Source organism: Nostoc sp. DedQUE08 (genome assembly GCF_034530895.1).
GTDB lineage: Bacteria > Cyanobacteriota > Cyanobacteriia > Cyanobacteriales > Nostocaceae > Nostoc.
Map to the genome: position 1 here is coordinate 18,392 of NZ_JAVRCD010000021.1, position 24,844 is coordinate 43,235.

Annotated in this window: 16 protein-coding genes and 1 pseudogene; 5 read left to right on the top strand and 12 right to left on the bottom strand. The window is 41.4% G+C overall.

Annotated features, from left to right (window positions below; all coding sequences use genetic code 11):
* Nucleotides 1-156 precede the first annotated feature (156 nt).
* On the top strand, nucleotides 157-414 hold the full coding sequence (locus tag RMY64_RS15940) for a hypothetical protein (RefSeq protein WP_094352695.1): 258 nt from the start codon (nucleotides 157-159) through the stop codon (nucleotides 412-414).
* A 109-nt stretch (nucleotides 415-523) separates the two neighbouring features.
* Here the strand turns inward: RMY64_RS15940 and mgtE are convergent, their stop codons facing one another.
* A complete protein-coding gene (gene mgtE / locus RMY64_RS15945; protein ID WP_322700585.1) occupies nucleotides 524-1,924 on the bottom strand; it encodes a magnesium transporter in 1,401 nt (466 codons plus the stop codon).
* Nucleotides 1,925-2,972: 1,048 nt separating this feature from the next.
* Here mgtE and RMY64_RS15950 point away from each other — a divergent pair.
* Nucleotides 2,973-6,008 (top strand): PA14 domain-containing protein, encoded by a 3,036-nt coding sequence (locus RMY64_RS15950; RefSeq protein WP_322700586.1) that lies wholly within the window; start codon nucleotides 2,973-2,975, stop codon nucleotides 6,006-6,008.
* A 211-nt stretch (nucleotides 6,009-6,219) separates the two neighbouring features.
* On the opposite strand, the gene RMY64_RS15955 is transcribed toward RMY64_RS15950, so the two are convergent.
* From RMY64_RS15955 to RMY64_RS15980, 6 genes are all read right to left on the bottom strand, one after another.
* On the bottom strand, nucleotides 6,220-7,770 hold the full coding sequence (locus tag RMY64_RS15955) for a mercuric reductase (protein WP_322700587.1): 1,551 nt from the start codon (nucleotides 7,768-7,770) through the stop codon (nucleotides 6,220-6,222).
* 322 nt (nucleotides 7,771-8,092) lie between these two features.
* On the bottom strand, nucleotides 8,093-8,539 hold the full coding sequence (locus RMY64_RS15960) for a YybH family protein (RefSeq protein WP_322700588.1): 447 nt from the start codon (nucleotides 8,537-8,539) through the stop codon (nucleotides 8,093-8,095).
* A 94-nt stretch (nucleotides 8,540-8,633) separates the two neighbouring features.
* Entirely contained in the window at nucleotides 8,634-9,500 is an 867-nt protein-coding gene (locus RMY64_RS15965; protein WP_322700589.1) for a TVP38/TMEM64 family protein, read from the bottom strand.
* Nucleotides 9,469-10,224, bottom strand: coding sequence for a TVP38/TMEM64 family protein (locus tag RMY64_RS15970; RefSeq protein WP_322700590.1), 756 nt, complete (start codon nucleotides 10,222-10,224; stop codon nucleotides 9,469-9,471). Before RMY64_RS15970 ends, RMY64_RS15965 begins: the two co-directional genes overlap by 32 nt.
* A 363-nt stretch (nucleotides 10,225-10,587) precedes the next feature.
* Entirely contained in the window at nucleotides 10,588-11,298 is a 711-nt protein-coding gene (locus RMY64_RS15975) for a TIGR04283 family arsenosugar biosynthesis glycosyltransferase (RefSeq protein WP_322700591.1), read from the bottom strand.
* Complete coding sequence (locus tag RMY64_RS15980; RefSeq protein ID WP_322674064.1) at nucleotides 11,295-11,690, bottom strand: CU044_2847 family protein; 396 nt, start codon at nucleotides 11,688-11,690, stop codon at nucleotides 11,295-11,297. The genes RMY64_RS15975 and RMY64_RS15980 overlap by 4 nt, the downstream gene beginning before the upstream one ends.
* Before the next feature lie 135 nt (nucleotides 11,691-11,825).
* Here RMY64_RS15980 and RMY64_RS15985 point away from each other — a divergent pair, with 135 nt between their 5' ends.
* Both RMY64_RS15985 and RMY64_RS15990 read left to right on the top strand, forming a co-directional pair.
* A complete protein-coding gene (locus tag RMY64_RS15985) occupies nucleotides 11,826-14,798 on the top strand; it encodes a pentapeptide repeat-containing protein (protein ID WP_322700592.1) in 2,973 nt (990 codons plus the stop codon).
* 447 nt (nucleotides 14,799-15,245) lie between these two features.
* The gene (locus RMY64_RS15990) at nucleotides 15,246-15,584 is read left to right on the top strand and encodes a hypothetical protein (RefSeq protein ID WP_322674062.1); all 339 of its coding nucleotides are present in this window, start codon (nucleotides 15,246-15,248) and stop codon (nucleotides 15,582-15,584) included.
* Nucleotides 15,585-15,814: 230 nt separating this feature from the next.
* Here RMY64_RS15990 and RMY64_RS15995 read toward each other — a convergent pair whose 3' ends face one another.
* Complete coding sequence (locus RMY64_RS15995; protein WP_322674061.1) at nucleotides 15,815-16,804, bottom strand: DUF6745 domain-containing protein; 990 nt, start codon at nucleotides 16,802-16,804, stop codon at nucleotides 15,815-15,817.
* A gap of 76 nt (nucleotides 16,805-16,880) precedes the next feature.
* Here RMY64_RS15995 and RMY64_RS16000 point away from each other — a divergent pair.
* A pseudogene (locus RMY64_RS16000) lies at nucleotides 16,881-17,132 on the top strand (Uma2 family endonuclease); the annotation flags it as partial.
* A 330-nt stretch (nucleotides 17,133-17,462) separates the two neighbouring features.
* On the opposite strand, the gene RMY64_RS16005 reads toward RMY64_RS16000, so the two are convergent.
* From RMY64_RS16005 to RMY64_RS16020, 4 genes are all read right to left on the bottom strand, one after another.
* Complete coding sequence (locus RMY64_RS16005; protein ID WP_322700593.1) at nucleotides 17,463-18,959, bottom strand: aldehyde dehydrogenase family protein; 1,497 nt, start codon at nucleotides 18,957-18,959, stop codon at nucleotides 17,463-17,465.
* A gap of 361 nt (nucleotides 18,960-19,320) precedes the next feature.
* Nucleotides 19,321-20,202 (bottom strand): pentapeptide repeat-containing protein, encoded by an 882-nt coding sequence (locus RMY64_RS16010; protein ID WP_322700594.1) that lies wholly within the window; start codon nucleotides 20,200-20,202, stop codon nucleotides 19,321-19,323.
* Between the two features lie 405 nt (nucleotides 20,203-20,607).
* Nucleotides 20,608-21,330, bottom strand: a complete 723-nt coding sequence (locus RMY64_RS16015) for a cyclase family protein (RefSeq protein WP_322700595.1) — start codon at nucleotides 21,328-21,330, stop codon at nucleotides 20,608-20,610.
* 372 nt (nucleotides 21,331-21,702) lie between these two features.
* On the bottom strand, nucleotides 21,703-24,474 hold the full coding sequence (locus RMY64_RS16020; protein WP_416212150.1) for a PAS domain S-box protein: 2,772 nt from the start codon (nucleotides 24,472-24,474) through the stop codon (nucleotides 21,703-21,705).
* Between the last annotated feature and the right edge of the window lie 370 nt (nucleotides 24,475-24,844).

Here is a 24,844-nt window from a genome sequence, read left to right on the forward strand (position 1 = left end):
TTGGTTATTCACTTTGAATAAAGGACTAATGACTAATGAGAAAAAAATAATTACTTCGAATTATACCCTGATGGTCTTCCATTGGAGGGATGAGTAAATGTGTGAATATTGATAGTCTATCTAGCAGAAAACATTTAATAAATAATAACTACGTCTATGGCATCTCCTACACCATTGAATGGCAGAGAACTAGTAGATTGTGCTAGAGCAAATGCCCAGCAAGGGATTGAGACTGCTGCTTATCAATGTGGCTATGGTCAAGACCTCAACAAATTTGCCAGAGAACTTAGACAAGCTTGTGAAGACATGAATTTACAAGTGAAGGAACTTAGCGGATTGATTACTGACCAGGACATGATACTGCAATTGGGTACTGGCGAAATTGTTGCTCCAGATACGGAATCAGAATTGTAAAAGTTAAGTTAGTCATTTGTCCTTTGTCATTTGTCTTTTGTCTGTTACTAATAACTAATGACCAATTACTAATGACTAATGACTAATGACTAATGACCAATGACTCTTTTCATAACTTTAAAATTACCCGCGCCAAATTGAAGTAAATCAAAACACCTACAACATCAACTGCTGTGGTGATGAACGGTGCTGACATTAATGCCGGATCTAAACGCAGATAGCGAAATAGAAATGGCAGTGCTGAACCGGAGATCGAAGCCAAAATAGAAATAGCTACCAAACTAGTGCCGACAGCGATCGCTACTTCTAATCGTCCTTGCAGAAAATAAGCCCAGACAGTAGCGATCGTACCTAACATTGCTCCCAATAAGGCGCCTGCGATCGCTTCCCGGCCGATTACCTGTAATGCACCACGCGATCGGATTTCATCGGTGTTCATCCCGCGAATCACCACTGTGGAAGATTGAGCGCCTACATTACCCCCAGTACCAGTCAACAAGGGAATAAAGGCCGTCAGTGTCACCACTTTTGCTAAAATATCTTCTTGCGACTTAATAATTGTGCCTGTAACGGTATTGGTTACAAGTAAGACCAATAACCAGACAACCCGTTTCCGAGCGATTTCCAGCAAATTCATTTGAAAATAATTGTCGCCCCCCGACTGCACACCACCACCTAAAGCATAGATATCCTCGGTGGTTTCTTGTTGCAGAATATCAATTACATCATCCACCGTCACAATACCTACTAGAAGCTGTTCTCGATCTACTACAGGTACAGCCAAAAAATCATATCTTTGGATTAATCTTGCAACTTCTTCTTGATCCGTATCAGTGTAGACAAACACCACATCGCGGGTCATAATTTCGCCAATCATTTGCTCAGGCTGAGACGTTACTAATTCCCGCAACGATACAATCCCCGTCAAGCGCCTTGCCGCATCCATGACATAAAGATAATAAATCATCTCACTGGCATTAGCTAAGTTGCGAATTCGCTCTAGAGCTTGAGATACTGTGAAATTTTCTTTCAGCGAGATCAACTCTAGTGTCATAATTCGCCCAGCTGTATCAGCTTCATAACCCAATAGTTGGGCTGTAGCTTGACGTTCAGCTGGACTCAGTTGTTCTAGCAAGCGATTGACGACTTTTGCCGGTAATTCATCAAATAACCTAGCTCGGTCATCCGGCGACATTTGATCGACAATATCGCAGACTTCCTGGCTTTTAAGTTCTTCAATTAACCGTTCTTGAACACTGTAGTCGAGATATTCATAAACTTCGATCGCCTCATCCTTAGAAAGCAAGCGAAAAGCCAAAGCGTGCATCGCTTCTGGTAAACCCTCAATCGCCTCGGCGATATCCGCAGGCTGCACGGGTACAAGAATTGATTTTGCTCCTTGCAAGTCTCCTGCTTCCAGGAGCATTTGCAGCTGAGTCCGCACTAAATCTCGCAATTCCCTGCGCGAGAGATTCTGGATGGTAGAGTTTAAATTGTTTGTCTCAGTCAAAGTCCACTTTCCTCAGCCAGTTTGAACAAGGTTGCTGCCCTTAGTCTAGGGGAAAGTGGGAATGTGCAACGTCAAACTTGTAATTTTTCTGACTTAGAGTAAATTGAAAACTTTTGTAAATAAACGAAAGAGTAGGGTTTTGGGGGGAAGGGAAAAGGTTAAAGGGAAAAAAACTTTATATATCGAGCCTTCCAATCCTTTTCTGCTTACCCTTTTGCCTTTAATACCAATTCTGTATGAAGATGCACATAATAAGACCCCCCTCTAGTCCCCCCTTGGCAAGGGGGGACTAGAGGGGGGTAAATATATGCAGCTTCACAAAGAAATGGTATAACCGAGCAGTATTGGATTGTGTTCTCTAGCTTAAATGCATGAATGGTGAGGCTTTTGCAAAAGTTTTTGTTCCACTGATTTTAGGTTATTACTAAATTTATGCTGGTTCTGGTAACAAAGAGATAAAGTAATAATCAAAATGAAGTATAAATAAATATTAATTTTTCAAATCTTTAAATATTAAAATTTTTCTTTATACAAATTTTATATAGTTAATAAATTTGTCGATAAGCACATTAGATTATCCGGTATTTTGGCATTTTTTATTTAAATATCATCAAAACTTTTATATTCCTTTAAAAAAGGATAGATCAATATGAATATTTAAACAAAGTTCCATACAGAAGATAGACATAACACCGCCATCTATTGTCAAATGTGTAAGCACTAAAAGAATACTTAAGTAATCTATGTAAAGTTATTGCATTTGACTAATTACGCATGTATTTGCTTTCTTAAGCACTGCTTGCCTTGCTGATATGCATTTGCACATCAATAAAATTTAGAATGTCTCAAGAATTCAGTAATTTTTTGAAAGAAAACAAAAACTAACAAAGACTAATATATTCTTCAATTAATTATTCATGATTAGTAATTACTGAATATATCTTTATAAGTTAATCAATTATTAGCTTACCAGTATATTTATATCAAGCTTCATGAGGCATTTTTTGTTGGAATATTTAATGTTAAATTAATCCTGAAACACTAAATTATGGCATCAAATCAAAACTTATCAACATCTGTAAGTCCAGTAATTACTACTAAATCATCTCTAGAAAGTATTGACCAAGGACAAACCAATATTTCTGCTCGGTCTAGCCTACTCTCTCAGGGAGATGGACTTAAGGCAGAGTATTACGACAACATGGACTTCACCAACCTGAAGGTAACTCGTACAGATCAGACGGTGAACTTTAACTGGCGCGCTGGTTCTCCCGATTCGTCGATTAATGCAGATACTTTCTCAGCGCGGTGGACAGGTCAGGTAGAAGCCAAGTACAGCGAAACTTACAAGTTCTACACCACTGCTGATGATGGTGTACGACTGTGGGTGAATGGTCAACAAATCATCAGTCAATTTGTCGATCAAGCTGCCACTGAATCTAGTGGCTCGATCGCATTGGTTGCAGGTCAGAAGTACGATATTAAACTTGAGTACTACGAAAATACAGGCAATGCCGTTTCTCAACTGCGTTGGTCAAGCGCCTCTCAGGCGAAGGAAATCATTCCTCAGTCCCAACTGTATAGTAATGTCGTCAGCACACCTAGTAGTGGCAATGGACTCAAAGGAGAGTACTACGACAACATCGACTTCACTAACCTGAAGGTAACTACTACAGATCCGACGGTGAACTTTAACTGGCGCGCTGATTCTCCCGCTCCGTCGATTAATGCAGATACTTTCTCAGCGCGGTGGACAGGTCAGGTAGAAGCCAAGTACAGCGAAACTTACAAGTTCTACACCACTGCTGATGATGGTGTACGACTGTGGGTGAATGGTCAACAAATCATCAGTCAATTTGTCGATCAAGCTGCCACTGAATCTAGTGGCTCGATCGCATTGGTTGCAGGTCAGAAGTACGATATTAAACTTGAGTACTACGAAAATACAGGCAATGCCGTTTCTCAACTGCGTTGGTCAAGCGCCTCTCAGGCGAAGGAAATCATTCCTCAGTCTCAACTTTATTCACCAGTTCTTCCGACCACTATCACCTTAGGCTCGTCTTCGATGACTGTGAACGAAGACAGTGGTAGTGTTACCGTCAAACTAATTAGAACTGGAGATTTAAGTAGTACATCTTCAATTAAATATGCAACTATAGCTAATACTGCTACAAAAGGAGTTGACTATGGCAGTGAAGGCGTTGAAAGTGCTGGAGTACTGACTTTTGCGCCGGGACAAAGTAGCACCCAGGTATCGATTCCGATCAATGATGATTCCTCGATAGAACCAGATGAAAGCTTTAATTTTGTCATCGATCAGGCAGAGGGGGCAACACTAGGAGTCCAAAGAACTCTCTCAATTACAATTCAAGACAACGATCGCTCCGGCCTCGATTTCAGCCAGCCAGTAGTTAATGAGGGTGACGGTACTGCTAAGGTGACAGTTACACGGGGCAATGCTTCGGCGGCTGCTAGCGTCAACTACATAACCCAAGATGGGACTGCTAAAGCTGGATCTGACTACCAGGCTGTATCTGGAAGCTTGAGTTTTGCAGTCGGACAAACCAGCAACACCATTGTTATCCCCATTCTGAATGACAACGTTGGCGAATCAAATGAAACATTTGCTTTGAAGTTCAGTAACCCAGTTGGAGTGCAGTTAACTAATCAACAGACAAGTATCACTATTATTGATAATGACTCTGGTAATTTTGCTTTAGATACAGTAGTTTCTGGTTTGAATCAACCCACAGCTTTTGAATGGGCACCTGATGGTAACAGTATGTTCATTGCCCAGAAAAATGGGGTAGTGCGAGTCATGAAAAACGGTACTTTATTATCAACCCCGTTTACTGATATTCGCGGACAGGTAAATGATACGCGCGATCGCGGTCTGTTAGGCATTGCCGTACATCCAGATTTTGGTAAAAGTCCAAACGGCAACAACTATGTTTACCTGTTGTATACCTACGATCCACCAGAAACTAATACAAGCAATTCTAAGAATAATCCCAATAGCACATTGGACGATCCCGATCAGAATGGGAATCGGACTGCACGCCTAAGTCGCTTCACAGCCGACCCCAATACTAATTACACTACTGCAATTGCTGGCAGCGAAGTTGTACTACTCGGCACAAATGGCACTTGGGCAAATATCAGCCACCCAGATGGAAATAGCACAAATGTTTCACTTGGCTATGCACCATCAGGAATTCTCAACAAAGATACTGGTAAGCCGTTTACCAGCTTGCAGGATTATCTGAATAATCTCGATAAAGTCCAAAATATCCAGAATTTTATCGCCAATGATAGTGAATCTCACTCAGTTGGTTCTGTGCGTTTTGGTACTGATGGTTCTCTATTTGTGAGCTTAGGAGATGGTACTTCCTACAATGGAGTAGATCCCCGAGCAATTCGCGTCCAGGATAAGAATAATTTATCCGGCAAGATTTTGCGGATTGACCCGATTACTGGTAAAGGCTTATCAAGCAATCCTTTCTACAACGGTGACGCTAATAGCAATATTTCCAAAGTTTATGACTACGGTCTGCGTAACCCCTTCCGTTTCACAATTGATAAAAAGACCAATACTCCCGTAATTGGTGATGTTGGCTTCGGTACTTACGAAGAGGTGAATATCGGAAAACCAGGAGCTAACTTTGGCTGGCCATTCTATGAAGGTGGCCTTGATGCAAATGGTAATGTCGTCAGTCTGAAACAACCAGTCTACGCTAATTTAGATGCAGCAAAAGCCTTCTATAATAGTGGCTCATCTGTTACAGAACCACTGTACACTTACAAGCATTCTGGTTCTAATTCGATCCTGGTGGGTGACTTTTACACAGGTAATACTTTCCCTGCAATCTATCAAGGTGCCTTATTCATTGGTGATTTCAGTCAAGGAACTATCGATGCTTTGATATTAGATAGTCAAGGTAAAGTTACCTCAGTTAAGCGGTTTGCTTCCCAAACAGACAGGCCTAATCTAGGACTGCCTACACAAATCACCACTGGTCCTGATGGTAATTTGTATTACGCAAACTTGACCGGAGGCGAGATCGATCGTTTCCGACCTGTGTAGAGATAAATACAGTTTAATGTGAGTTCGACAAGCCCTTTTTTGACCTCTCCCCCAACCCCTCTCCGACACGGAGAGGGGAGCGAAAACCCTAATTTCTCGTTGCTTTTCCCTTTCCCCGTGGGAGAGGTTCATCGAACTCACGTTGGTTTAGAGATGATATAAAAGTTATCAGTTATCAGCGAACAGTTATCTGACCGTTCGCTGATTTTGCTTAAGATAACTTTGTCACAAATCCCAACAATTTTTTGGTATTTGATGTCAGGAGCGTTCGACGATAAGCATCAGCTGCTTTTTTAATTGCTTCGGCTTGAGTGGGATAAGGATGAATTACACTGCTTAACTTGCTCAAGCCAATCTTATTCACCATTGCCGTAGTCACTTCTGATATCATCTCACCCGCGTGACTGGCGACAATAGTTGCACCGATAATTTCATCAGACCCCTTTTTATGGTGAATTTTGAGAAATCCTAACTCTTCACCATCTGCGATCGCTCGGTCTACACTATTAAAAGGAATCTCAATCGTTGTCACTTCAATACCCAATTTTTCCGCCTCGTGTTCGTACAATCCTACGTGAGCAATTTCTGGGTCAGTATAAGTTACCCAAGGCATCACTAAACTACTGAGTTTCGAGCGTCCTATGCCAAAGGGAGAAAACAGGGTATTTTTAATTACAATCCGCGCCGCAGCATCAGCAGCATGGGTAAACTTCCAGTTCATGCAGATATCGCCAGCTGCATAAACTTTGGGATTGGTCGTTTGCAGGTAATCATTTACCTTCACGCCTTGGTGCTTGTCATATTCTACACCCACAGCTTCTAAATTTAGATTTTCGACATTTGGCGATCGCCCCGCGCCGACTAAAATTTCATCGACTGTCACCGAATCTCGATGACCGTTAGAGGAAAAGTAAAGGCGTTTTCCTTCGGTGACAGTTACCACTTCTTCCAGTTTGGAATCGAGTACTACGCGAATTCCTTCGTTAATCAAAACCTTTTGGAGAATTTTAGCGGCTTCAGGGTCTTCTTTATTTAGGAGATGAGAACCGCTATGGAAAAGCACCACCTCACAACCCAAACGCCGGAAAGCTTGCGCTAATTCGCAACCAATGGGCCCGCCACCAATCACCGCCAAACGTTCCGGTCGTTGAATTAGAGAAAAAACCGTTTCATTGGTTAAATAACCCGCCTGTTCAATTCCTGGAATCGGCAGTTGTGCAGGTCTTGCGCCAGTTGCAATCACAGCTTTTTTAAACTTGAGGGTTTTATCGCCAACTTCCACGGTATTTTTACTTGCAAATCGACCGCTACCCAAAAAGACATCAACACCCAACTTTTGAAAACGCTCTGCCGAGTCGTTAGGGCTAATATCAGCCCTTATCTTCCGCATCCTAGCCATAACTTTGGGAAAATCAACATCAATATTATGTTGAGGAATATTAACTCCCAAGTCTTTAGCATCCCAGATTTCGCCAACGACGCGGGCAGAGCGAATAATAGTTTTAGATGGTACGCAACCAACATTTAAGCAATCTCCACCCATGAGATGCTTTTCAATTAACGCCACCTTTAAACCCAAATCTAGACCCGCAGCACCCGCCGCCACGACTAATCCCGCCGTACCAGCACCAATAACTACCAAGTCGTAAACATCGGCGGGTTGAGGATTAACCCAATTTGGCGGATGAACGTAAGACACCAACTTTTGGTTATACTCATCCGTTGGGCGAACAGTAACTCTCTCTAAATCTGAATTGGTCATTAGCAAAACCTTTTTTAAGAATTGAAAATAATACTAAATTCAACTGCCTTTTATAGGAATTCAAAATTAAAAATTAAGAATCCTGATAAATTTAGGCGGTTCAGTCTTTTATTTTTTATGCTTGTTTAATAATTGGACTTTGAACAAAATTAATTATTTGTCGGCGCATCCAATTCAGGCAGTAACCGCCGAACGATTGAATTGACGCAGTGCAAAACCGCAACCAAGCCCGATAAAAATTAACGGACAATGTGATAAAAAAGCCCCTGTTTCGCGCTTGAGTACAACGACTTGTTAGGCGTAGCTTATGATTCACGAAGTCCTACGGCTTGAGATTAAGCGACGCTTTGCCTGTCTCCGGGTCGAAAGGCACTGATTGATGCTCATGCACAATCATCCACTTGCCGTCAATCTCACGCAAGCAAACAGTCGCCCGCACCCACATTTCGACTTTCCCTCCGTCTGTCAGTGTTCCGCTCACACGATAGAGGTAATGGCAGAAAGCCACTGTTTCGCCCGTCGTGATGCTCAGGTCTAGAATCTCATAGCCGATTGAGCCTTGAAATGAAGAAACCCACTTCTGGACGCGTTCTCTAACCGTATCTACTCCGATATATTGCAGTGGATTGATGACATCGAAAGACAGAATATCCGGCGCGTGATTGGACAAAAGCGCGTTGATGTCCTTGTTGGGTAATGCTTTGACGCGCTCCTCGATTATCGTGCGAATTTGGACTTCATCATTTGGTTTACTATTTTCAGTTGTCATATCACTTTCCTTTGTTCAGTTGTTATCCCATTTTCCGCAATTTATTTTGTAATATACGAAGATTACCAAAGATAACGAGGGCATCTGTCCACCTTTATAATTTTTCTTCTAAAGCTTTGCGCGCAATCCGGGTGACATAAACTGTCACAGCTACTGTAGCAATCAAACCCAAGATGCGAATTGCCCATTGTAAAGTCGGGTTGGTAGGTTGAGCCTCAGTGCCAATCATGGCAAGATTACCTGCAAGGGAACCAATATAAACATACATAATGGTTCCAGGAATCATCCCTAGAGAGCCGATAAAGTAATCTTTAAGTGAAACTCCTGTGATGCCAAAGGCATAGTTTAATAAATTGAAAGGAAATATCGGGGATAGTCGCGTTAACAGGACAATTTTTAATCCTTCTCTACCTACCGCTTGGTCAATGGCGGCAAATTTTTTGTTATCTGCGATTTTACCAGCAACCCAACTCCTTGCTAAATAACGTCCGACGAGAAAAGCAGCAGTAGCGCCAAGGGTTGCACCGACAAACACGTAAAGAGAACCCCAAACTGCACCAAAAATTACACCAGCTCCCAAGGTGAGAATAGAACCTGGGAAAAAAGCAACAGTAGCGATAATATAAAGGACAATAAAAGCTATGGCTCCTACTGCGCCCAGGCTTTCAATCCACTGCAAGGCTTGGCGTAAAATTGCTTGGGGATTGAAAGAATTTAAAGTTACCGATTCTTGTGCTAAAGCTGGGTCTGTGTTTAATGAGAAACTACTTGCCAATATTAGTAATATTAATATACTGAAGCGAAAAAACTTCTGGAAGTTTCTGGTATTAATACTTTTAACACTTCGGCTCCTTTCGACTTCGCTCAAGGCAAGTCGCTCAGTGTTAAAGCCGAGCGGAGTCGTTCGCGTAGCGTCTCGCAGAGAGGCTTTAAATATCTGAATGATTGTTAGTTTTTTCATGGGTTGTGATTTCTTCTGCCACACTTTGAGCTAATGCTTTCTGAGCAACTTTTGTGATATATACAGTTACAGCAACGGTAGCAATCAACCCAACTACTCGCATTATCCATTGCCAGACTTGAGTTTCTGGAGTAATTGGTTGATTAGAGGTGTTAATCATGGCAAGATTACCAGCTAAAGAACCAATATAAACGTACATCACAGTACCGGGAATAATACCGAAGGAACCTAATATATAGTCTTTGAGAGAAACCTGTGTTATCCCAAAAGCATAATTTAATAAATTGAAGGGAAATATAGGTGAAAGACGAGTTAGCAAAACAATTTTCCATCCTTCTTTAGCAACTGCTAAATCAATCGCTTTAAATTTAGGATGTTTGTCCATTTGTCGAGAAACCCAATCTCGTGAGAGGTAGCGTCCAATGAGAAAAGCTAAGGTTGCTCCAATTGTCGCAGCAATTAGCACATATATCGATCCCCAAAATACACCAAACAGACAACCACCTTTGAGGGTTAAGAGGGAACCCGGTATAAATAGTAATGTTGCTAAGTTGTAAATGAGTATGTAGGCAATAGGCCCAAAAGCACCAAGGCTGTGAACCCAAATGATTAAAGTCTGTAAAAGTCCCTGAAAGTTGAACTGTTTAGCGGCAATTATTAGAGTGACAATGAGGCAACTTAGGAGTAGCAGTTTGAGTTTGGAATTTAATAAACGCTTGTTCATTTTTATAAGTTTCACCCTCTGAGGCTCGATGTTGACCTTTTGAGGCTCAATGTTGACCTTCTGAGGCTCAATGTTGACCTTCTGAGGCTCAATGTTGACCTTCTGAGGCTCGATGTTGACCTTCTGAGGCTCAATGTTGACCTTCTGAGGCTCAACGTTGACCTTTTGAGGCTCAACTTTAAAATTTACACCTCAAATCCAATAGACCTCTTGCAAAAGTCTCTAACACCCCACCCCCAACCCCTCCCCGCAAGCGGGGAGGGGAGACAAAGTGTAGCTTTGGCGGGGTGGGGTTCTTTCTTATTTTTGATTTATGCAAGAGGTCTAATGCCCCTAAGATATAGCACCTACATGAGAAACAGCTTAAAGCCTCTTAAATTTTTCTCGGCGATACCAGCTACAAATTCGCTCAGGTGAAACGCCGAGCAAATAAGCAGTAATTACTATTTGATTAAGTAGCGTAGTTTTTAATACTCCTTTTTGCAACCATCTACGCGCTGAGGTAACAACTGGTGTGGGAATAATTACAATGCGTCCAATACGTTTTAGACGACGCATGAGTTCAAAGTCTTCCATGATAGGCAATTCGGGAAAACTGCCTATTTTTTGAAATACTTCCTTGGTTAAAAAAATTGCTTGGTCGCCATAGGGCATTTGATAAAAATGCGATCGCACATTTACTCCCCACTCTACCCATCGTAAACTTAAAAGTGAGGCATCAATCCGCAATTTAAAAGCACCAGCTACAATCCCAAGTTGTTGTAGCGCTGTGCGAATCATCTCATCAAACCCAGTTGGCAAACGGGTATCTGCATGGAGAAATAACAGAATTTCACCGCTAGCCGCTAAAGCACCCGCGTTCATTTGCACAGCACGACCGGGAGATGATGAGATAACTTTGACATTTAAAGACTGAGCGATCGCTACAGTATCATCACTAGAGCCACCATCGACTACAATGACTTCTATATTTAAATTGGCTTGAGTAGTAGCAATGGCTTTTTTAATATTCCCCGCTTCATTAATAGCCGGAATAATAATCGAAATTTTGGCTGCGTCAATACTCTCACTCATGATTGCTGAGTTTTCTTTTCCGATTGGTCAGGAAATGAACACTCTACCGTTACCTTCAGATTGCTTTCAGCCGTGCCTTTAGTTACGTAAGGTATACCTGCTTCACCGCCAACTTTGATGCCAAATTCAAGAGTAACTTTATCAATATTAGCAACAGGGATTTTCTTAAAAGCATTGAGTGAATAAACAGTGTAAGCCCGAATTGTACCTTCAATTGCTTGGAAATTTTGCACTATCTGTTTTTGTGCAGCATCAGCATCCCATCCCTTATCAATTAGCGCTTCTTCTCCCTCCGGGGATTCGGTAATCACTGGCGGAGCATCTATATTATCTGTAGCCTCAATGTAAATAATCGTGCCATCTTCTAATTGAATAGGTGTGAGTTGAGTCATGGGATAAATCTCGCCTAAAAGAATTGCGTGTAGGGTAGTCCAGCAGTGCTTATCTACAAAATTTTACGGAAAATGCGGTAAATTTCTTGTAGAAGCTGGAAATAATTCGGCACAACTATCATAGGGCTTTGCAGGATGAGTCGAGACGCTTTGGTGGTGGGAATTAATACGTATGACCGCTTAAAATGTCTCAACGCACCAGCTGCCGATGCTGAAGCGATCGCTCAAATCTTACAACAATATGGGGAATTTCGGGTAACGCGGCTCCCAGCAGTCAAAGATAAGGAAAATGAGACGATTCGCATTGGTAAGCAAACTAAAGTTAGTTTAACTCAGTTAGAAAAAGCGATCGTCCAATTGTTTAAGCCAGATGGTAAGCCGCCAGACACAGCGCTGCTGTATTTTTCTGGTCATGGATTGCGGAAAAATCTAGGAATTCAGGAAGGCTTTTTAGCGACAAGTGAAGTCAACCCCGATGCGGGTAATTGGGGATTATCTCTACAATGGCTGCGGCGACTGCTGCAAGAAAGTGAAGTTAGACAACAAATTGTGATTTTGGATTGCTGCTATAGCGGAGAGGTGCTAAATTTTGCAGAGGCAGATCCAGGCGATCGCGGTAAAGGTAGAGACAGGTGTTTTATTGCGGCTTCTCGTGATTTTGAAGTAGCTTTTGAAGAGATTAACAGTCAACACAGCGTTCTCACTGCTGCACTGCTTCAAGGTTTGGAACCAAAACAAGACCGTTGGGTGAGTAACTACACTTTAGTAGACTTGCTCAATCAACAATATCATCCCTTTCCCCAACGTCCCATTTTTGCTAACTCTGGTGAAGCAATTAATCTCACCCGCAAATGGAATTTCTTTGTTGTTAATTTCACGGTACAGATATCAGCTATTTGTCCTTACAAAGGGTTGTCATATTTTGATTGCACAGAAGCAGATGCCAACTTATTTTATGGCAGAACAGCGTTAACAGATGAATTATTAGAAAAAGTGCGATCGGGTAATTTCCTCGCTGTGTTGGGAGCATCAGGAAGTGGTAAATCTAGTGTTGTCAGAGCAGGTTTACTTTATCAATTAAAGTTAGGACGTAGGTTATCAGGTAGTGATACTTGGCAGTTGAAAATATTTCGACCAGGGATTAACCCCTTACAAAATTTAGCATTGGCATTTGTAGAATCAGAATTATCAGATATTGAACGCGCCTCACAGTTAGCAAAAGTAGAAGAATTAATTGCTAGAGGTGCAGTTGGTTTAGGACAGTTGATTACTGCTGCACAAACTCAGCGCGTAGTGTTAGTGGTAGACCAGTTTGAGGAAGCTTTTACTCAATGTCAAGACATTACAAAACGACAGCAGTTTTTTGAATGTGTGTTAGGTGCTTTGCAACGAGATGATAATAAACTCTGCCTAATAATTACAATGCGGGCTGATTTCTTGGGCAAATGTCTGGAACAAGAGTATGGCGGACTAGCTAAGAAAATTCAAGAGCATTTAGTAACAGTAACACCGATGAATCGGGAAGAATTAGAAACAGCAATTATCAAACCTGCTCAACAGGTGAACTTAGCAGTAGAACCGGAATTAATTTCTCAAATGATTGCAGATGTAGAAGATTCACCGGGGAGTTTACCATTATTACAGTACACGCTCACAGAACTATGGCAGCAAAGAACTAAAGAACGGTTAACCCTGACTACCTATAGCAAACTAGGTGGAGTCAGAAGAACTCTGCAAACACGCGCTACAGAAGTTTATGAGTCATTATCACTTGAAGAACAGCAAGCAACAAAGCGGGTTTTTTTAGAATTGACGCAGTTAGGAGAAGGAACAGAAGATACGCGTAGACAGGTTTTGCAACACGATTTAGTGACTTTACAGCATCCAGAAGTTTTGATTAATAAGGTAATTCAACGGTTAGCTGATGAGAAGCTAGTTGTCACCAGTACCCTATCTAATCAAATTGCTGTGGTAGATGTGGCACATGAAGCACTGATTCGCCATTGGTTGCTATTACGCAAATGGATTGAGGAAAGTCGAGACATACTGCGACAAAAGCGGAAAATTGAAGCGGCAGCTATTGAATGGCGAGATAGGGGAAAGGTGAAAGATTATCTACTTCAAGGGAAACGTTTGACAGAGGCGAAGGGTTTTCAGAAAGAACAAATTGAGAGCTTGAGATTATCTGAACAGGCTGAAAAGTTTATTCAAGCAAGTGATACAGAAAGACGTAATAATCGCTTTAAGTCTATTGGTTTTTTCTTAATTATTCCCCTGAGTGTGTCAGTAGTTTTAAGCATTGCAGTTGAAAGAAAGATTACGATCAGTGAATCTTGGCAGATAGTTGATGCTGCTAAGGGAAAAAAGTTCAGTGACGCAAGAATTCAAGCACTCGAAAAGCTGGTAAAAGCTGGTGAAAGTCTAGCTAACAAAGATTTCAGTGATACCATTCTTCGCTATGCCAACTTCAACAATGCCAACTTCAACAATGCCAACCTCAACAATGCCAACCTCACCTATGCCAACCTTATCAATGCAAACCTTAGCTATGCCAACCTTATCGATGCCAACCTTAGCAATGCCAACCTTATCAATGCCAACCTCAGTTATACCAACCTTATCAATGCCAACCTCAATAGTGCCAACCTCAGCTATGCCAACCGCAGAGCTTTCTACTTTAATACCAACCTCGAAAGTGCCAAGCTCATCAATGCCAATCTTAGTAATGCCGACTTCACGAATGTCAAGCTCAAAGATGCCAATCTTAGCTTTGCCGATCTTAACCGCACTTACCTTAGTAGTGCCGACCTCACAAATACTAACCTCACAAATACTAACCTCACAAATGCCTACCTCAGATATGCCGACCTCACGAATGCCGACCTCACGAATGCTAACCTCACAAATGCCGACCTCACAAATACCGACCTCTGGGGGGCTAACCTTAACGGTGTCAGAAACCTAACTCCTGAGCAAGTTAAGTCTGCTATACATTGGGAGTATGCAAAATACGATGGCGATTTTCGTGCCAAGCTTGGTTTACCATTAAAACCAGCTAGGGACTTGCCGGAATATAAACTACCAGTCATTCGACGCACCCTGAAGTAACTTCCGTGAACCCTGAAATAACTTCCAAGAATCGTGAAGTTAGTTCTGGGAACTCATACCAATTCTCTATAAACTTGCACTAAATAATTTAATCTCTCTTCTTAGCGTTCTTGGCGGTTCGTTTTAAAAATAAAGTCCATCTTCACAGAGAATTGGTATCAGCATCTAATCTGAAAAAATGGTATCAAAGAGCGATGCCTGCGGTATTTGCTAGCCAACGTAACGCTCAGAGATTGCTTTACTGGCAATGAGTTTTTATAATTAAGCGATCGCACAGCTAATCTGAAAAAATGGCATCAAAGAGCGATCGCTTGACTCAGAGATTGCTTTGCTGGCAATGAGTTTTTATAATTAAGCGATCGCACCAAACAAAGACCAATCCTGCATCTAGTTTGGAAAAATGGTGTTCAAGAGCGATCGCTTGACTCAGAGATTACTTTGCTGACAATGAGTTTTATAATTAGGCGATCGCACCAAACAAAAACCAACCCTGAAGTCACTCCCATCAACCCTGAAGTCACTCCCATCAACCCTGTAGTCACTCCCGTCAACTCTGTAATGACTTTCGTCAACCCTGTAGTCACTCCCGTCAACCCTGTAGTCACTCCCGTCAACTCTGTAGTGACTTTTGTCAACCCTGAAGTCACTCCCGTCAACTCTGTAGTGACTTTCGTCAACCCTGAAGTCACTCCCGTCAACCCTGTAGTCACTTCCGAGAACTCTGCATCTACTCTGAAAAGATGGCATCAAACAGCGATGCCTGCGGCGAGCTACGCCAACGCTTGACTCTGAAATTTGACAGTCGCTACTAGCGCGGCTGAAAGCACCCAAGAATTAGTAATAACTTGCGAAACCAAATTGAAAATAATGATAATTGCTTAAGTATTGCCAGTGTTTGGGAAATGGTAATCAAACACAGTATTGGCATCAGCTTTAATTTAAATTTTTCTGAGTTTGTTGAACAACTTTGTCGAACAAGAAATAATTATGAAATAGCTTATTCTCACTCATGATTCCTAAGTTTTGCGTTGATTAACCCAGCGTGCCGCCTCAATAGCAGATGTGAACCGCATAGACACTCCAAAAACTCGCACTTCTCCCGTACGCGGATTTGTTACTTTAAGGAACTGCTTAGGCCGGACATTAATTCCTTCAACGACACGTAACAACTTGTATTCTTCCCAAGAGTCAATTTCAACTGCGTTCATTTTCTCAAATAACTTTACCCAAGCGATATCATCGAGTTTACGCTTGCGTTGTAGGGTTATTTTACCGTGATGTGCATTCAGGCTATACCCATCTGTAAAGGCTACGGCAGGTGTATTTTCACCGTGGAGATGATTGTTGCTATCAATATTAATTGTGGTGCAATGGTTGGAAATAATCGCGATATTTTGAAAGAAGAAAGTCCAGCCGCAATTTTTAACAAAATCTTCTAAAATGAATAGTTGGTTTTCAAATTGCTGGTAGTTGAAACTCTGAATACAAAAGTCAAAATAACTGCATCCTGCAATTAAAGTTTCCGGTTTGCGACAAGAAGAGAATATATTTTTAATCAACTGGCTATTGCGTTTATCAAAATGTTCCTCCAAAACATCTCCCCATTGTATTTCTAACTGTTCTTGGAGTAATTTGGCATATTCATTTACTGGATGATTGTCAAACAAAGAATGTAAATTTGTTTGTAAATCAACGGGTAATCGCACGAGCAAATATGATTGCAACTTACTGTAGATTTTACTCCAGTGGGAACTATCTATAGCATCACCCAGAATTGTCTGAGAATCAACTTTGAGCAAATTCCAGATGTACTCGAACCCAGCGTTAGGGCTATCAACGATAATTATTTCAGGTTCAGTGAGTTCGAGTGCAGTATATATTGCTCGAACTGCATCCGTAGCCTGTTGTTGGTTGATGGGTTCGGTAGATAGTCCAATGTGTTGCCATTTTTCTCGACATCGGGATATGAATGCACGTTGTTCTGGTGTCAGGTAGTCGGCGGACATAGCAGGTATGCGAAATAGTAGCTATCTTGTATTAAAGCAGATTATTTGATTTGGTTAATGAATCGAAAAGTGCTGTATGTATAATTACAATCCCTTAGACTGCCTACCTTCATCGGCGGAATTACGAGATTCTGATGATACCCCTGTAGATAACGAACTACAAATATTAATTCCTAATTTATTGTTAGCCATCTTAGCCTCGATTTGGCAAACCCGTGATGACTGGTTTTTCGGTATCAACATGGGAATTTACTATACACCATTACAACCTGCTATAGTCCCCGATGGGTTTTTGAGTTTAGGTGTTGAACGTTTTGTTGGAGAAAACTTATTGATCCCCCCTAGCCCCCCTTAAAAAGGGGGGAAAACTTCTTAAAGTCCCCCAATTCATCGGGGGATTTAGGGGGATCTAAAACTTTTTGCTACCAACAACAGGACTTTTCAAACATCCTCTTAGCTCGACTTTATCCATTTTTACGAAACCCAAAACCTGACACTGAAACCTTTGTGGGACGGTAGTTTTACTTTTTAGATTTAACCGATAATCAGTGACATGGAAAAAGTTTTTGCCAAAAAGCTAGGGTTTTTGCCGTATCAAGATAAGCAAGTTCTTAATTTTGGATAAAGTCGAGCTTAGCCCAAGTGTATTTGTAGATAATTAACTGCGATTATCTATTTGAGCGCGTTGCAAACTTCCAGAGAAGTCAACATAAACACTTTTCCATTCTGTGAAAACATCCAATGCAGTAGTTCCCGCTTCGCGGTGTCCGTTACCGGTTTGTTTCACACCACCAAAGGGTAAGTGTACCTCTGCGCCAATAGTCGGGCCGTTAATATAAGTGATACCTGCTTCAATGTCGCGCATGGCAGTAAAAGCCCGATTGATATCGCGGGTGTAAACTGAAGAAGAAAGACCATAATTGCTATCGTTGAGAATTGCGATCGCATCCTCAAAGCAGCTAACCTCAATTAATGCCACCACTGGCCCAAATATCTCTTCACGAGCGACGCGCATATCAGGAGTTACATCATCCAAAATAGTTGGTTGAAAGAAGTAACCGTTTTTCAATGAGCCTTCACGAGCGATTTCCCCACCAATTAAAATCTTTGCTCCTTCTTCACGAGCGATATCCAAATACTTGCTCACCTGTTTGAGTTGCTTTTCATTGATTATCGGCCCAATATCTGTATCAGAGTCATTGCCAGCACCCAAGCGTAACTTACTGGTACGCTCATAGAGCATCGCAGTAAATTTTTCTTTGATATCACGATGCAAAATCAAGCGACTGGTAGCCGTACAGCGTTGCCCAGTTGTCCCAAATGCTCCCCACACTGCCCCATCAAGAGCAAGTTCTAAATCTGCATCTTCCATTACCACTTGAGCGTTTTTACCACCCATTTCCAAACAAACACGCTTGTGAGTGCGTCCACAAGTCGCGCCGACAAAAGCACCCGTTTCTGAGGAACCAGTAAACGATACCAAATCTACATTGGGATGCTCAACTAAAGCTTTCCCCGCCTCCTCTCCCACACCATGAACCAAGTTAATTACTCCTGGTGGTAAACCTGCTTGTTGAAAAATTTCAATCAATTTAGTTGCACAGGCGGAAGTATCTTCAGCAGGTTTGAGAATAACTGTATTGCCACACACCAAGGCTGGCATAGCTTTCCAGCAAGGAATTGCCACCGGGAAATTCCAGGGAGTAATTAAGGCACAGACTCCGATGGGCATCCGCACAGTCATGGCAAATTTATTGGACATTTCCGAGGGTGTGGTTTGCCCAAATAGTCGCCGCCCTTCGCCAGCACTGTAAAAGGCGCAGTCAATACCTTCTTGGACATCTCCCCTAGCTTCCGTCAAGGGTTTACCCATTTCCCGACTGATTAACTGGGCAAGTTCTTCTTTATGCTGGAGTAATATTTCTCCAACACGAAAGATGTATTCTGCCCTCGCTGGGGCTGGGACTGTGCGCCAACTACGGTAGGCTTTACGGGCGGCGGCTACTGCTTTATCTACATCCTGAACTTGAGAACGGGGAAATGTGGCAACGACTTCGGTTTTGTCGGCAGGGTTGCGACTTTCTAGGGTTGCTTCCCCTACAGCACTCAACCATTGGCCATCTATATAATTGCGGCAAGATAGCGGAGTTGTCATCTTGAAAATCTCCGGCTGATGATCCACTGAAACTTGTGTATTAAGTTTGCTTGCTTTCTAGGTTATCGTCAAGTCAGAATTCATGAGTCAGGTTTTTATCTTACACAAAGGCAAGGCAGCGCGGCTTTACAGATTGAGAGGACTTTTCAAACGTCCTCTTCTCAATAGCAAAACGTTCTAGATTCCCTAAATCCTCCACACCACTTGCTTTAAGTCGGCAGAGATGCCCAACGCAGTGGCTCCCATAAAAAAAGGGGGATCGATAAGTGCCTAAAATCACAGCTAACCACTTTTCAAATAACCTCTGTTAGCATCCGCTGCATTGCATTCATTCAGCTAGCTGCATTTTTAACCTAAACTGTTAACATCCATTATTTCGATTACTTCCGTCTGGCATGATAGTTTTACAAAAGATTGCACCATCAAAACAACACCTGTGGTCATCATCTTTCATATATGCTCCTTCAAAACTTGCATCACTTAAATTAACGGCAATGAGGGAATTTTCAGCTAAACCTGCCTCCTTAAAAACAGCACCACTCAGGTCGGCAAAATCAAAAAAAGATGTTTGAATTCTTGAACTTTCAAAATTGCAGTTTCTCAAGTCAGCATAACGCAATTCAGATTCTGTAAGCCACAAATGCAGAATACTACCGCTCAATCTGATTCCTGTCAAATCTAAACCCCCAGACTCAAACGTGAAAATTCTTTCTCCTGAATCATAGCGTTTTTGTAATGACTCGACAGCCTCGCTAGGGTGATAGTTATAACTCTCAATATCTCCATTAGGTAATATGGCTTCATGAAAAATTACGTCAGTGTAATTCCAATCCCAATTAGCATTTGTGAAAATTGTTTGGCGACAGAACGAACCTGCTAAGTTACATTCCTCTATTGTCGCTGACGTAAAATTTGTCCTAATTAGACTAGAGTCACAAAGAAACGTTTTGGTTAAATCAGCATTGGTTAAATTACTTTCGTTAAAGTTAGTTGCCTCTATTTGTGAGTTACTTAAATTAGCATTAGTTAAATTGGCAGAACCTAAGTAGCAAAACCTCAGATTAGCACCGCTTATGTTTGCATCGCTTAAATTGGTTCCCATCAAACAAGTGGATTCAAGCCAAGCTTGATTGAGATTGATGTCACTCAAATCAAGGTGATTTAGCTGAAGACCTTTCAAAACGACTTTAGAAAAATCTCGTTCTCCTGATTCATAACGTCTGAGAAACTCTTCAGCATTCATTACATACACACCTCAAAATGCGATAAAAATCACTGCTTCTTACAGAACTATTCGTACTAATTTAGCTGAAAATATATTCTAAAGCAATCTCTTAAAGCGATTACCGCGCAAGGAGTTACCCAGTATCGGCGGCTGAAAGCCTTATCTTCAACAAGAATCTCATTCTAAGTTAGCATCTATAGGACTCCGATTTGATTTCTGAAAATATACTGAGACTGAAAAGCCCGTTTTATCTAGGGTTTTATCTGAAATCTTGTTCAGAAATCAGATATGAGTCCTATACAATGCAATTCTTTTAGCCTGGGCAGCATTTTCTGAAGGAGTTACACCATTGCATTGCCCTGTATATCATTATTATTAAGTATCAATTCTGAATTCCGACTCCTGAGTTCTGAATTCTTTGCCTTAAGGCACGAAGGCTAACACGCCCACAGGCGAACCAGAACCACCACGTAATCTTAGAGGTGCGATCGCTAGAGTAGTACCTTTAGGTGGCAGTTGATCCAAATTTGTGAGATTTTCCAACACAATGCGCGGTTTTTCCAATACCAAGCGGTTAATCGCAAAACTGTTATCCTGTCCGGGGTCTACACCATGAGTATCAATTCCTACCCCAACTATTTGCCGTTCATCAAGTAAAAATTGAGTTGCATCGCTGCCAAATCCGGGAAAGTGGGGAATCCCTTGAGCATCATGATTGAGGAATGCACTTTTATCCAACCACTTTTTTTGCCAACCAGTATTCAATATAACTACGCAGCCAGCAGAAATTTCACCATATTCTGCTTCCCAAGCCAAAACATCAGCAACAGTCAGGGCATAATCAGGATTAACTGCTGTAGCTTGGCAAACGTTTATAACTACCGCAGGTACAACCAAAGACTGGGCTGGATATTGGTCAATTCCCACAGCAGAACTATGAAAACTATTAGGGGCGTTGATATGGGTAGCGCTATGTTCCCCCAAGGAGAAACGCCGCAAGTAATAACCATCATTATTTAGTTCAGCCACAGTCTCAAATTCTACTGTGGGATCTCCAGACCATTGGGGAATATCTATGTCAATTACATGACTTAGGTGGATAACGCGTGTGTAGGTGATACTATTTTGACTTTGGGGTTGTATCATCCCAGCCTTCTATTTTATTTGTACTCAGATATTTTTTGTTCGGTGCGTAGGTACAGTTCATTATGTACATTGTCTGGATTGCCTATGCCTACGCAAAGATAGTACTACCATTACAACGTTTTTCAAACCTAATTCCCTATATTAGAAGAAATAATCCCCTCAATTCCTGTAAATTTTAGGTTATTGAGGGGGTTAAAATGTTGCAGCAAAAAGTGAGTTGATCTTAGTTAACAACTATTAGGTTAAGTTTTGATTAAGTTTAGATTAAAATTACTTCTCCAAAAATTAAATATGCGTTATCTAGAACCGTTCTAGAGACGTAACACTGTTACGTCTCTAGATTTTTTCACTTTTATCTCTATTGCGTGATATCTAGGTTGAGGGTTCTTGTTTTAGTGGAATCATTACAACAAATTCGGCACCTTCTCCTGGTGCTGAAATACAATGGATCTTTCCACCGTGTTTTTGCACTACAATTTGGTAGCTAATTGATAATCCCATACCTGTACCTTTACCCACAGGTTTCGTCGTGAAGAAGGGGTCAAATAAGCGTTTGCGTACTTCTTCACTCATCCCTGGGCCATTGTCAGCAACTCTAATAATTACATAGTCTTCTTGAATGAGGCTGCGAATGTGAATTTGTAAAGAAGTCATTTGTCCTTGGTCATGTGTCCTTTGTTCAGTGTTGTTTACTAATGACATAAGCGCAACTCTTGGAGACGCTACGCGAACGCCTTTTTGCAGGGTATGACTATTGACATAGGCGCTTCGGCTTCCCGCAGAGTATGACTCTTCTAAAGCATCGATCGCATTGGTCAACACATTCATAAACACCTGATTCATCTGTCCGGCGTGACAGACTACTGGTGGTAGATTGCCGTAGTCTCGAATTACTTGGATTTCGGGATGTCCTGGTTTGGCTTTGAGGCGATTTTGCAATAGCAGCAAAGTGCTATCCATCCCTTCATGAATATCCACTGCTTTTGTACCGTCTTCATCAAGGCGAGAAAAATTACGTAAAGATAGGACAATCTGCCGAATGCGTTCAGATCCCATCTTCATCGACTCCAGAATTTTGGGTAAATCTTGCTTGAGAAATTCCAAATCAATGGTATTGATTTGTCGATCGATCTCTGGTGTTGGTGGGTAGTAGTTTTGTTGATAAAGTTCTACTAAGTGCAGCAAATCCTTAGTATATTCACTGGCGTGGCTAATATTGCCGTAGATGAAATTGACGGGATTATTGATTTCGTGGGCAATACCTGCAACTAATTGTCCTAAACTGGACATTTTTTCAGTTTGAATCAGTTGCGCTTGGGTTTGTTGAAGTTCTAGCAGTGCTGCTTCTAGTTGCTGGGCTTTGTCTTGGGCAGTTTGGGCGGTAATGCGACTTTGGGTGTAAAGTTTAGCTTGGTCAATGGCGATCGCTAGTTGAACTGTAACTGCTTGTAGTAATTCTACTTCGTTGTTCTGCCAAGGACGAAAGCCACTACAATAACCACAGCTAAATGCACCAATTTCGCCAGATTGAGTGTGTACAGGCAGCGCCATAAAGGCAGTGAAACCAAAATCCTGCAAAAATTGCTGTGCTATGGAATCACCCACAGTCTCAGTATCATCAATGCGGATGATTTCTCCGTTCAAGGTTTTGGCTGCGATTAGTTTGATTTCGGCATGAGTTGCTTCTTGTTGGTTAAGTAAACACGGTAAAAAAGAACTTTTCGCCTCATGTACTCTTTCCCAGTAGGGTACATCAGCGTCTTGCCGATACCAAAAGAAGGCGCAGCGATCGATCTGGAATAAGTTGCGAATCTCCTGTACTGCGGTTTCTACAATGTAATTGAGATCCAAAGAAGCTCGAATTTGGCTAGAAAGACGATTGAGCAATGTTTCTCGCTGGGCGCTTTCTCTGAGTGCAATTTCTGCTTCTTTACGATCGGTGGTGTCATAGCAAATACCAACGAAGTACAGAATATTGCCATTAGCGTCTTTAATAGCAGATGAGTTGCTTGTATGCCATCGCCAACTACCATTTTTGTGTTGGACTCGATATTCAATTGCTTTTTGTTTTTCGCTTGCTGTCAAAATTCTTTGAAAATAATCGACACAAATATGCACATCGTCAGGATGTATAAAGGGAACAAAAGATTTGCCTTCAACCTCTGCAATCTCATGCCCAAAAATCTCAGTCCAGTTAGGAGAAACGTAGGAAAATATCCCTTCAAGTGTCAACGCAAAAATAACGTTGTTGGCATTTTCTACAATGCTGCGGAACTTGGCATCACTTTCTATTAAAGCTGCTTGGTTGTTGTCGCTGGTGTCGCGGACAAGAACTATAATTTGCTGGTCTGGTAATGGTAATAACCTAGCTGCAAAATTATTGTTTTTTCCTGGTTGCGGTAAGGTATATTCAAAACTGACTTCATATTGAGTTTCAAGTACTTGATTTATTGCTTGATGGAAGCGATCGCTTACAGCAGTCGGTAAGCATTCTCGCAAACTCTTGCCCTGACAATCTTCTGGTAAAATATACAGACTCTCCATCAACCCTTGCTTATAATCCAGAATATTTCCAGCAGCATCAAGACGAAAGTAGGAATCAGGAAGTACTTGCAAAATCGCGGCAAATTCTGATGTTTTTTGGCGTAACTCTGCTTCAATTGCTTGGCGTTTGCTAATTTCTGCTTGCAGTTGCTCCAATGCTTTTGCTAATTCTGTTGCCCGTTCTCTATCTGTAATTTTACGTAAGCGGCAAGAGGAATTTGTTAATAGCGAGCAGCTTTCTGTTAAGGAAGATTGACCGATCCCTATCGGCACTTCTGTTAGATCGATACAATAACCGATGTAACCGACAAAGCTACCATCTGCCGCAAATCGTGGCGCGGCTGTATCTAAAATCCAGCGATATTCACCATCAGCTCGACGCAGGCGATATTGCCTCTGGAAGGAATCATACGTCGCAAATGCTCTCAGGTATATATCTTCACATCGCTGTCTATCTTCTGGATGGACGCTGCCAGTCCAAATATTGCCTATTTCCTCTTCTCGCGCAGATGCAGCTTTTGTTAGATGTATTCCAGTAAATTTCAGCCAATTAGAATTGAAGTAACAGTAAAGTGCATTACATCTAGACATCCAAATCATCAGAGGAGCAATATCCGCCTGCTGGTAGAATACTTTTTCATCCTCTTCAACTATGATTTGTTTAACGTAGCTCTGCACCTTTTTAGAAAACACTTTTGCCTGCCTGCTCTGCCTAAATTATTAAGGTAATATGCTGAAAATACAATTTCTTAATATATGGATATAATCTTGTTTATGCCAACCTGCTAACGATCTTAATACTTTATTTATTTTTATATATGCAGCAATTCCTCTTTTAGTGTAAATAAATTGAAAAAATGCTGAAGTTATCATTAAGATTAACTTCAGCGTTTTGCGTGAAATTTAAACTATATATATCACAGAGCTTGTTTGACTTTGTTTATTTTTAAAATCACTGAGAAATTCATCT

Excerpts from the sequence above, each read along its gene's own strand:
- RMY64_RS16010 (WP_322700594.1), bottom strand. The coding sequence starts at position 20,202 with ATGAATGCTGAAGAGTTTCTCAGACGTTATGAATCAGGAGAACGAGAT.
- RMY64_RS15960 (WP_322700588.1), bottom strand. The coding sequence starts at position 8,539 with ATGACAACTGAAAATAGTAAACCAAATGATGAAGTCCAAATTCGCACG.
- RMY64_RS15975 (WP_322700591.1), bottom strand. The coding sequence starts at position 11,298 with ATGAGTGAGAGTATTGACGCAGCCAAAATTTCGATTATTATTCCGGCT.
- RMY64_RS15985 (WP_322700592.1), top strand. The coding sequence starts at position 11,826 with ATGAGTCGAGACGCTTTGGTGGTGGGAATTAATACGTATGACCGCTTA.
- RMY64_RS15995 (WP_322674061.1), bottom strand. The coding sequence starts at position 16,804 with ATGTCCGCCGACTACCTGACACCAGAACAACGTGCATTCATATCCCGA.
- RMY64_RS16020 (WP_416212150.1), bottom strand. The coding sequence starts at position 24,474 with ATGATTTGGATGTCTAGATGTAATGCACTTTACTGTTACTTCAATTCT.
- RMY64_RS16015 (WP_322700595.1), bottom strand. The coding sequence starts at position 21,330 with ATGATACAACCCCAAAGTCAAAATAGTATCACCTACACACGCGTTATC.
- RMY64_RS15955 (WP_322700587.1), bottom strand. The coding sequence starts at position 7,770 with ATGACCAATTCAGATTTAGAGAGAGTTACTGTTCGCCCAACGGATGAG.
- RMY64_RS15980 (WP_322674064.1), bottom strand. The coding sequence starts at position 11,690 with ATGACTCAACTCACACCTATTCAATTAGAAGATGGCACGATTATTTAC.
- RMY64_RS15940 (WP_094352695.1), top strand. The coding sequence starts at position 157 with ATGGCATCTCCTACACCATTGAATGGCAGAGAACTAGTAGATTGTGCT.
- RMY64_RS15965 (WP_322700589.1), bottom strand. The coding sequence starts at position 9,500 with ATGAAAAAACTAACAATCATTCAGATATTTAAAGCCTCTCTGCGAGAC.
- RMY64_RS16005 (WP_322700593.1), bottom strand. The coding sequence starts at position 18,959 with ATGACAACTCCGCTATCTTGCCGCAATTATATAGATGGCCAATGGTTG.
- RMY64_RS15970 (WP_322700590.1), bottom strand. The coding sequence starts at position 10,224 with ATGAACAAGCGTTTATTAAATTCCAAACTCAAACTGCTACTCCTAAGT.
- RMY64_RS15950 (WP_322700586.1), top strand. The coding sequence starts at position 2,973 with ATGGCATCAAATCAAAACTTATCAACATCTGTAAGTCCAGTAATTACT.
- RMY64_RS15990 (WP_322674062.1), top strand. The coding sequence starts at position 15,246 with ATGAGTTTTATAATTAGGCGATCGCACCAAACAAAAACCAACCCTGAA.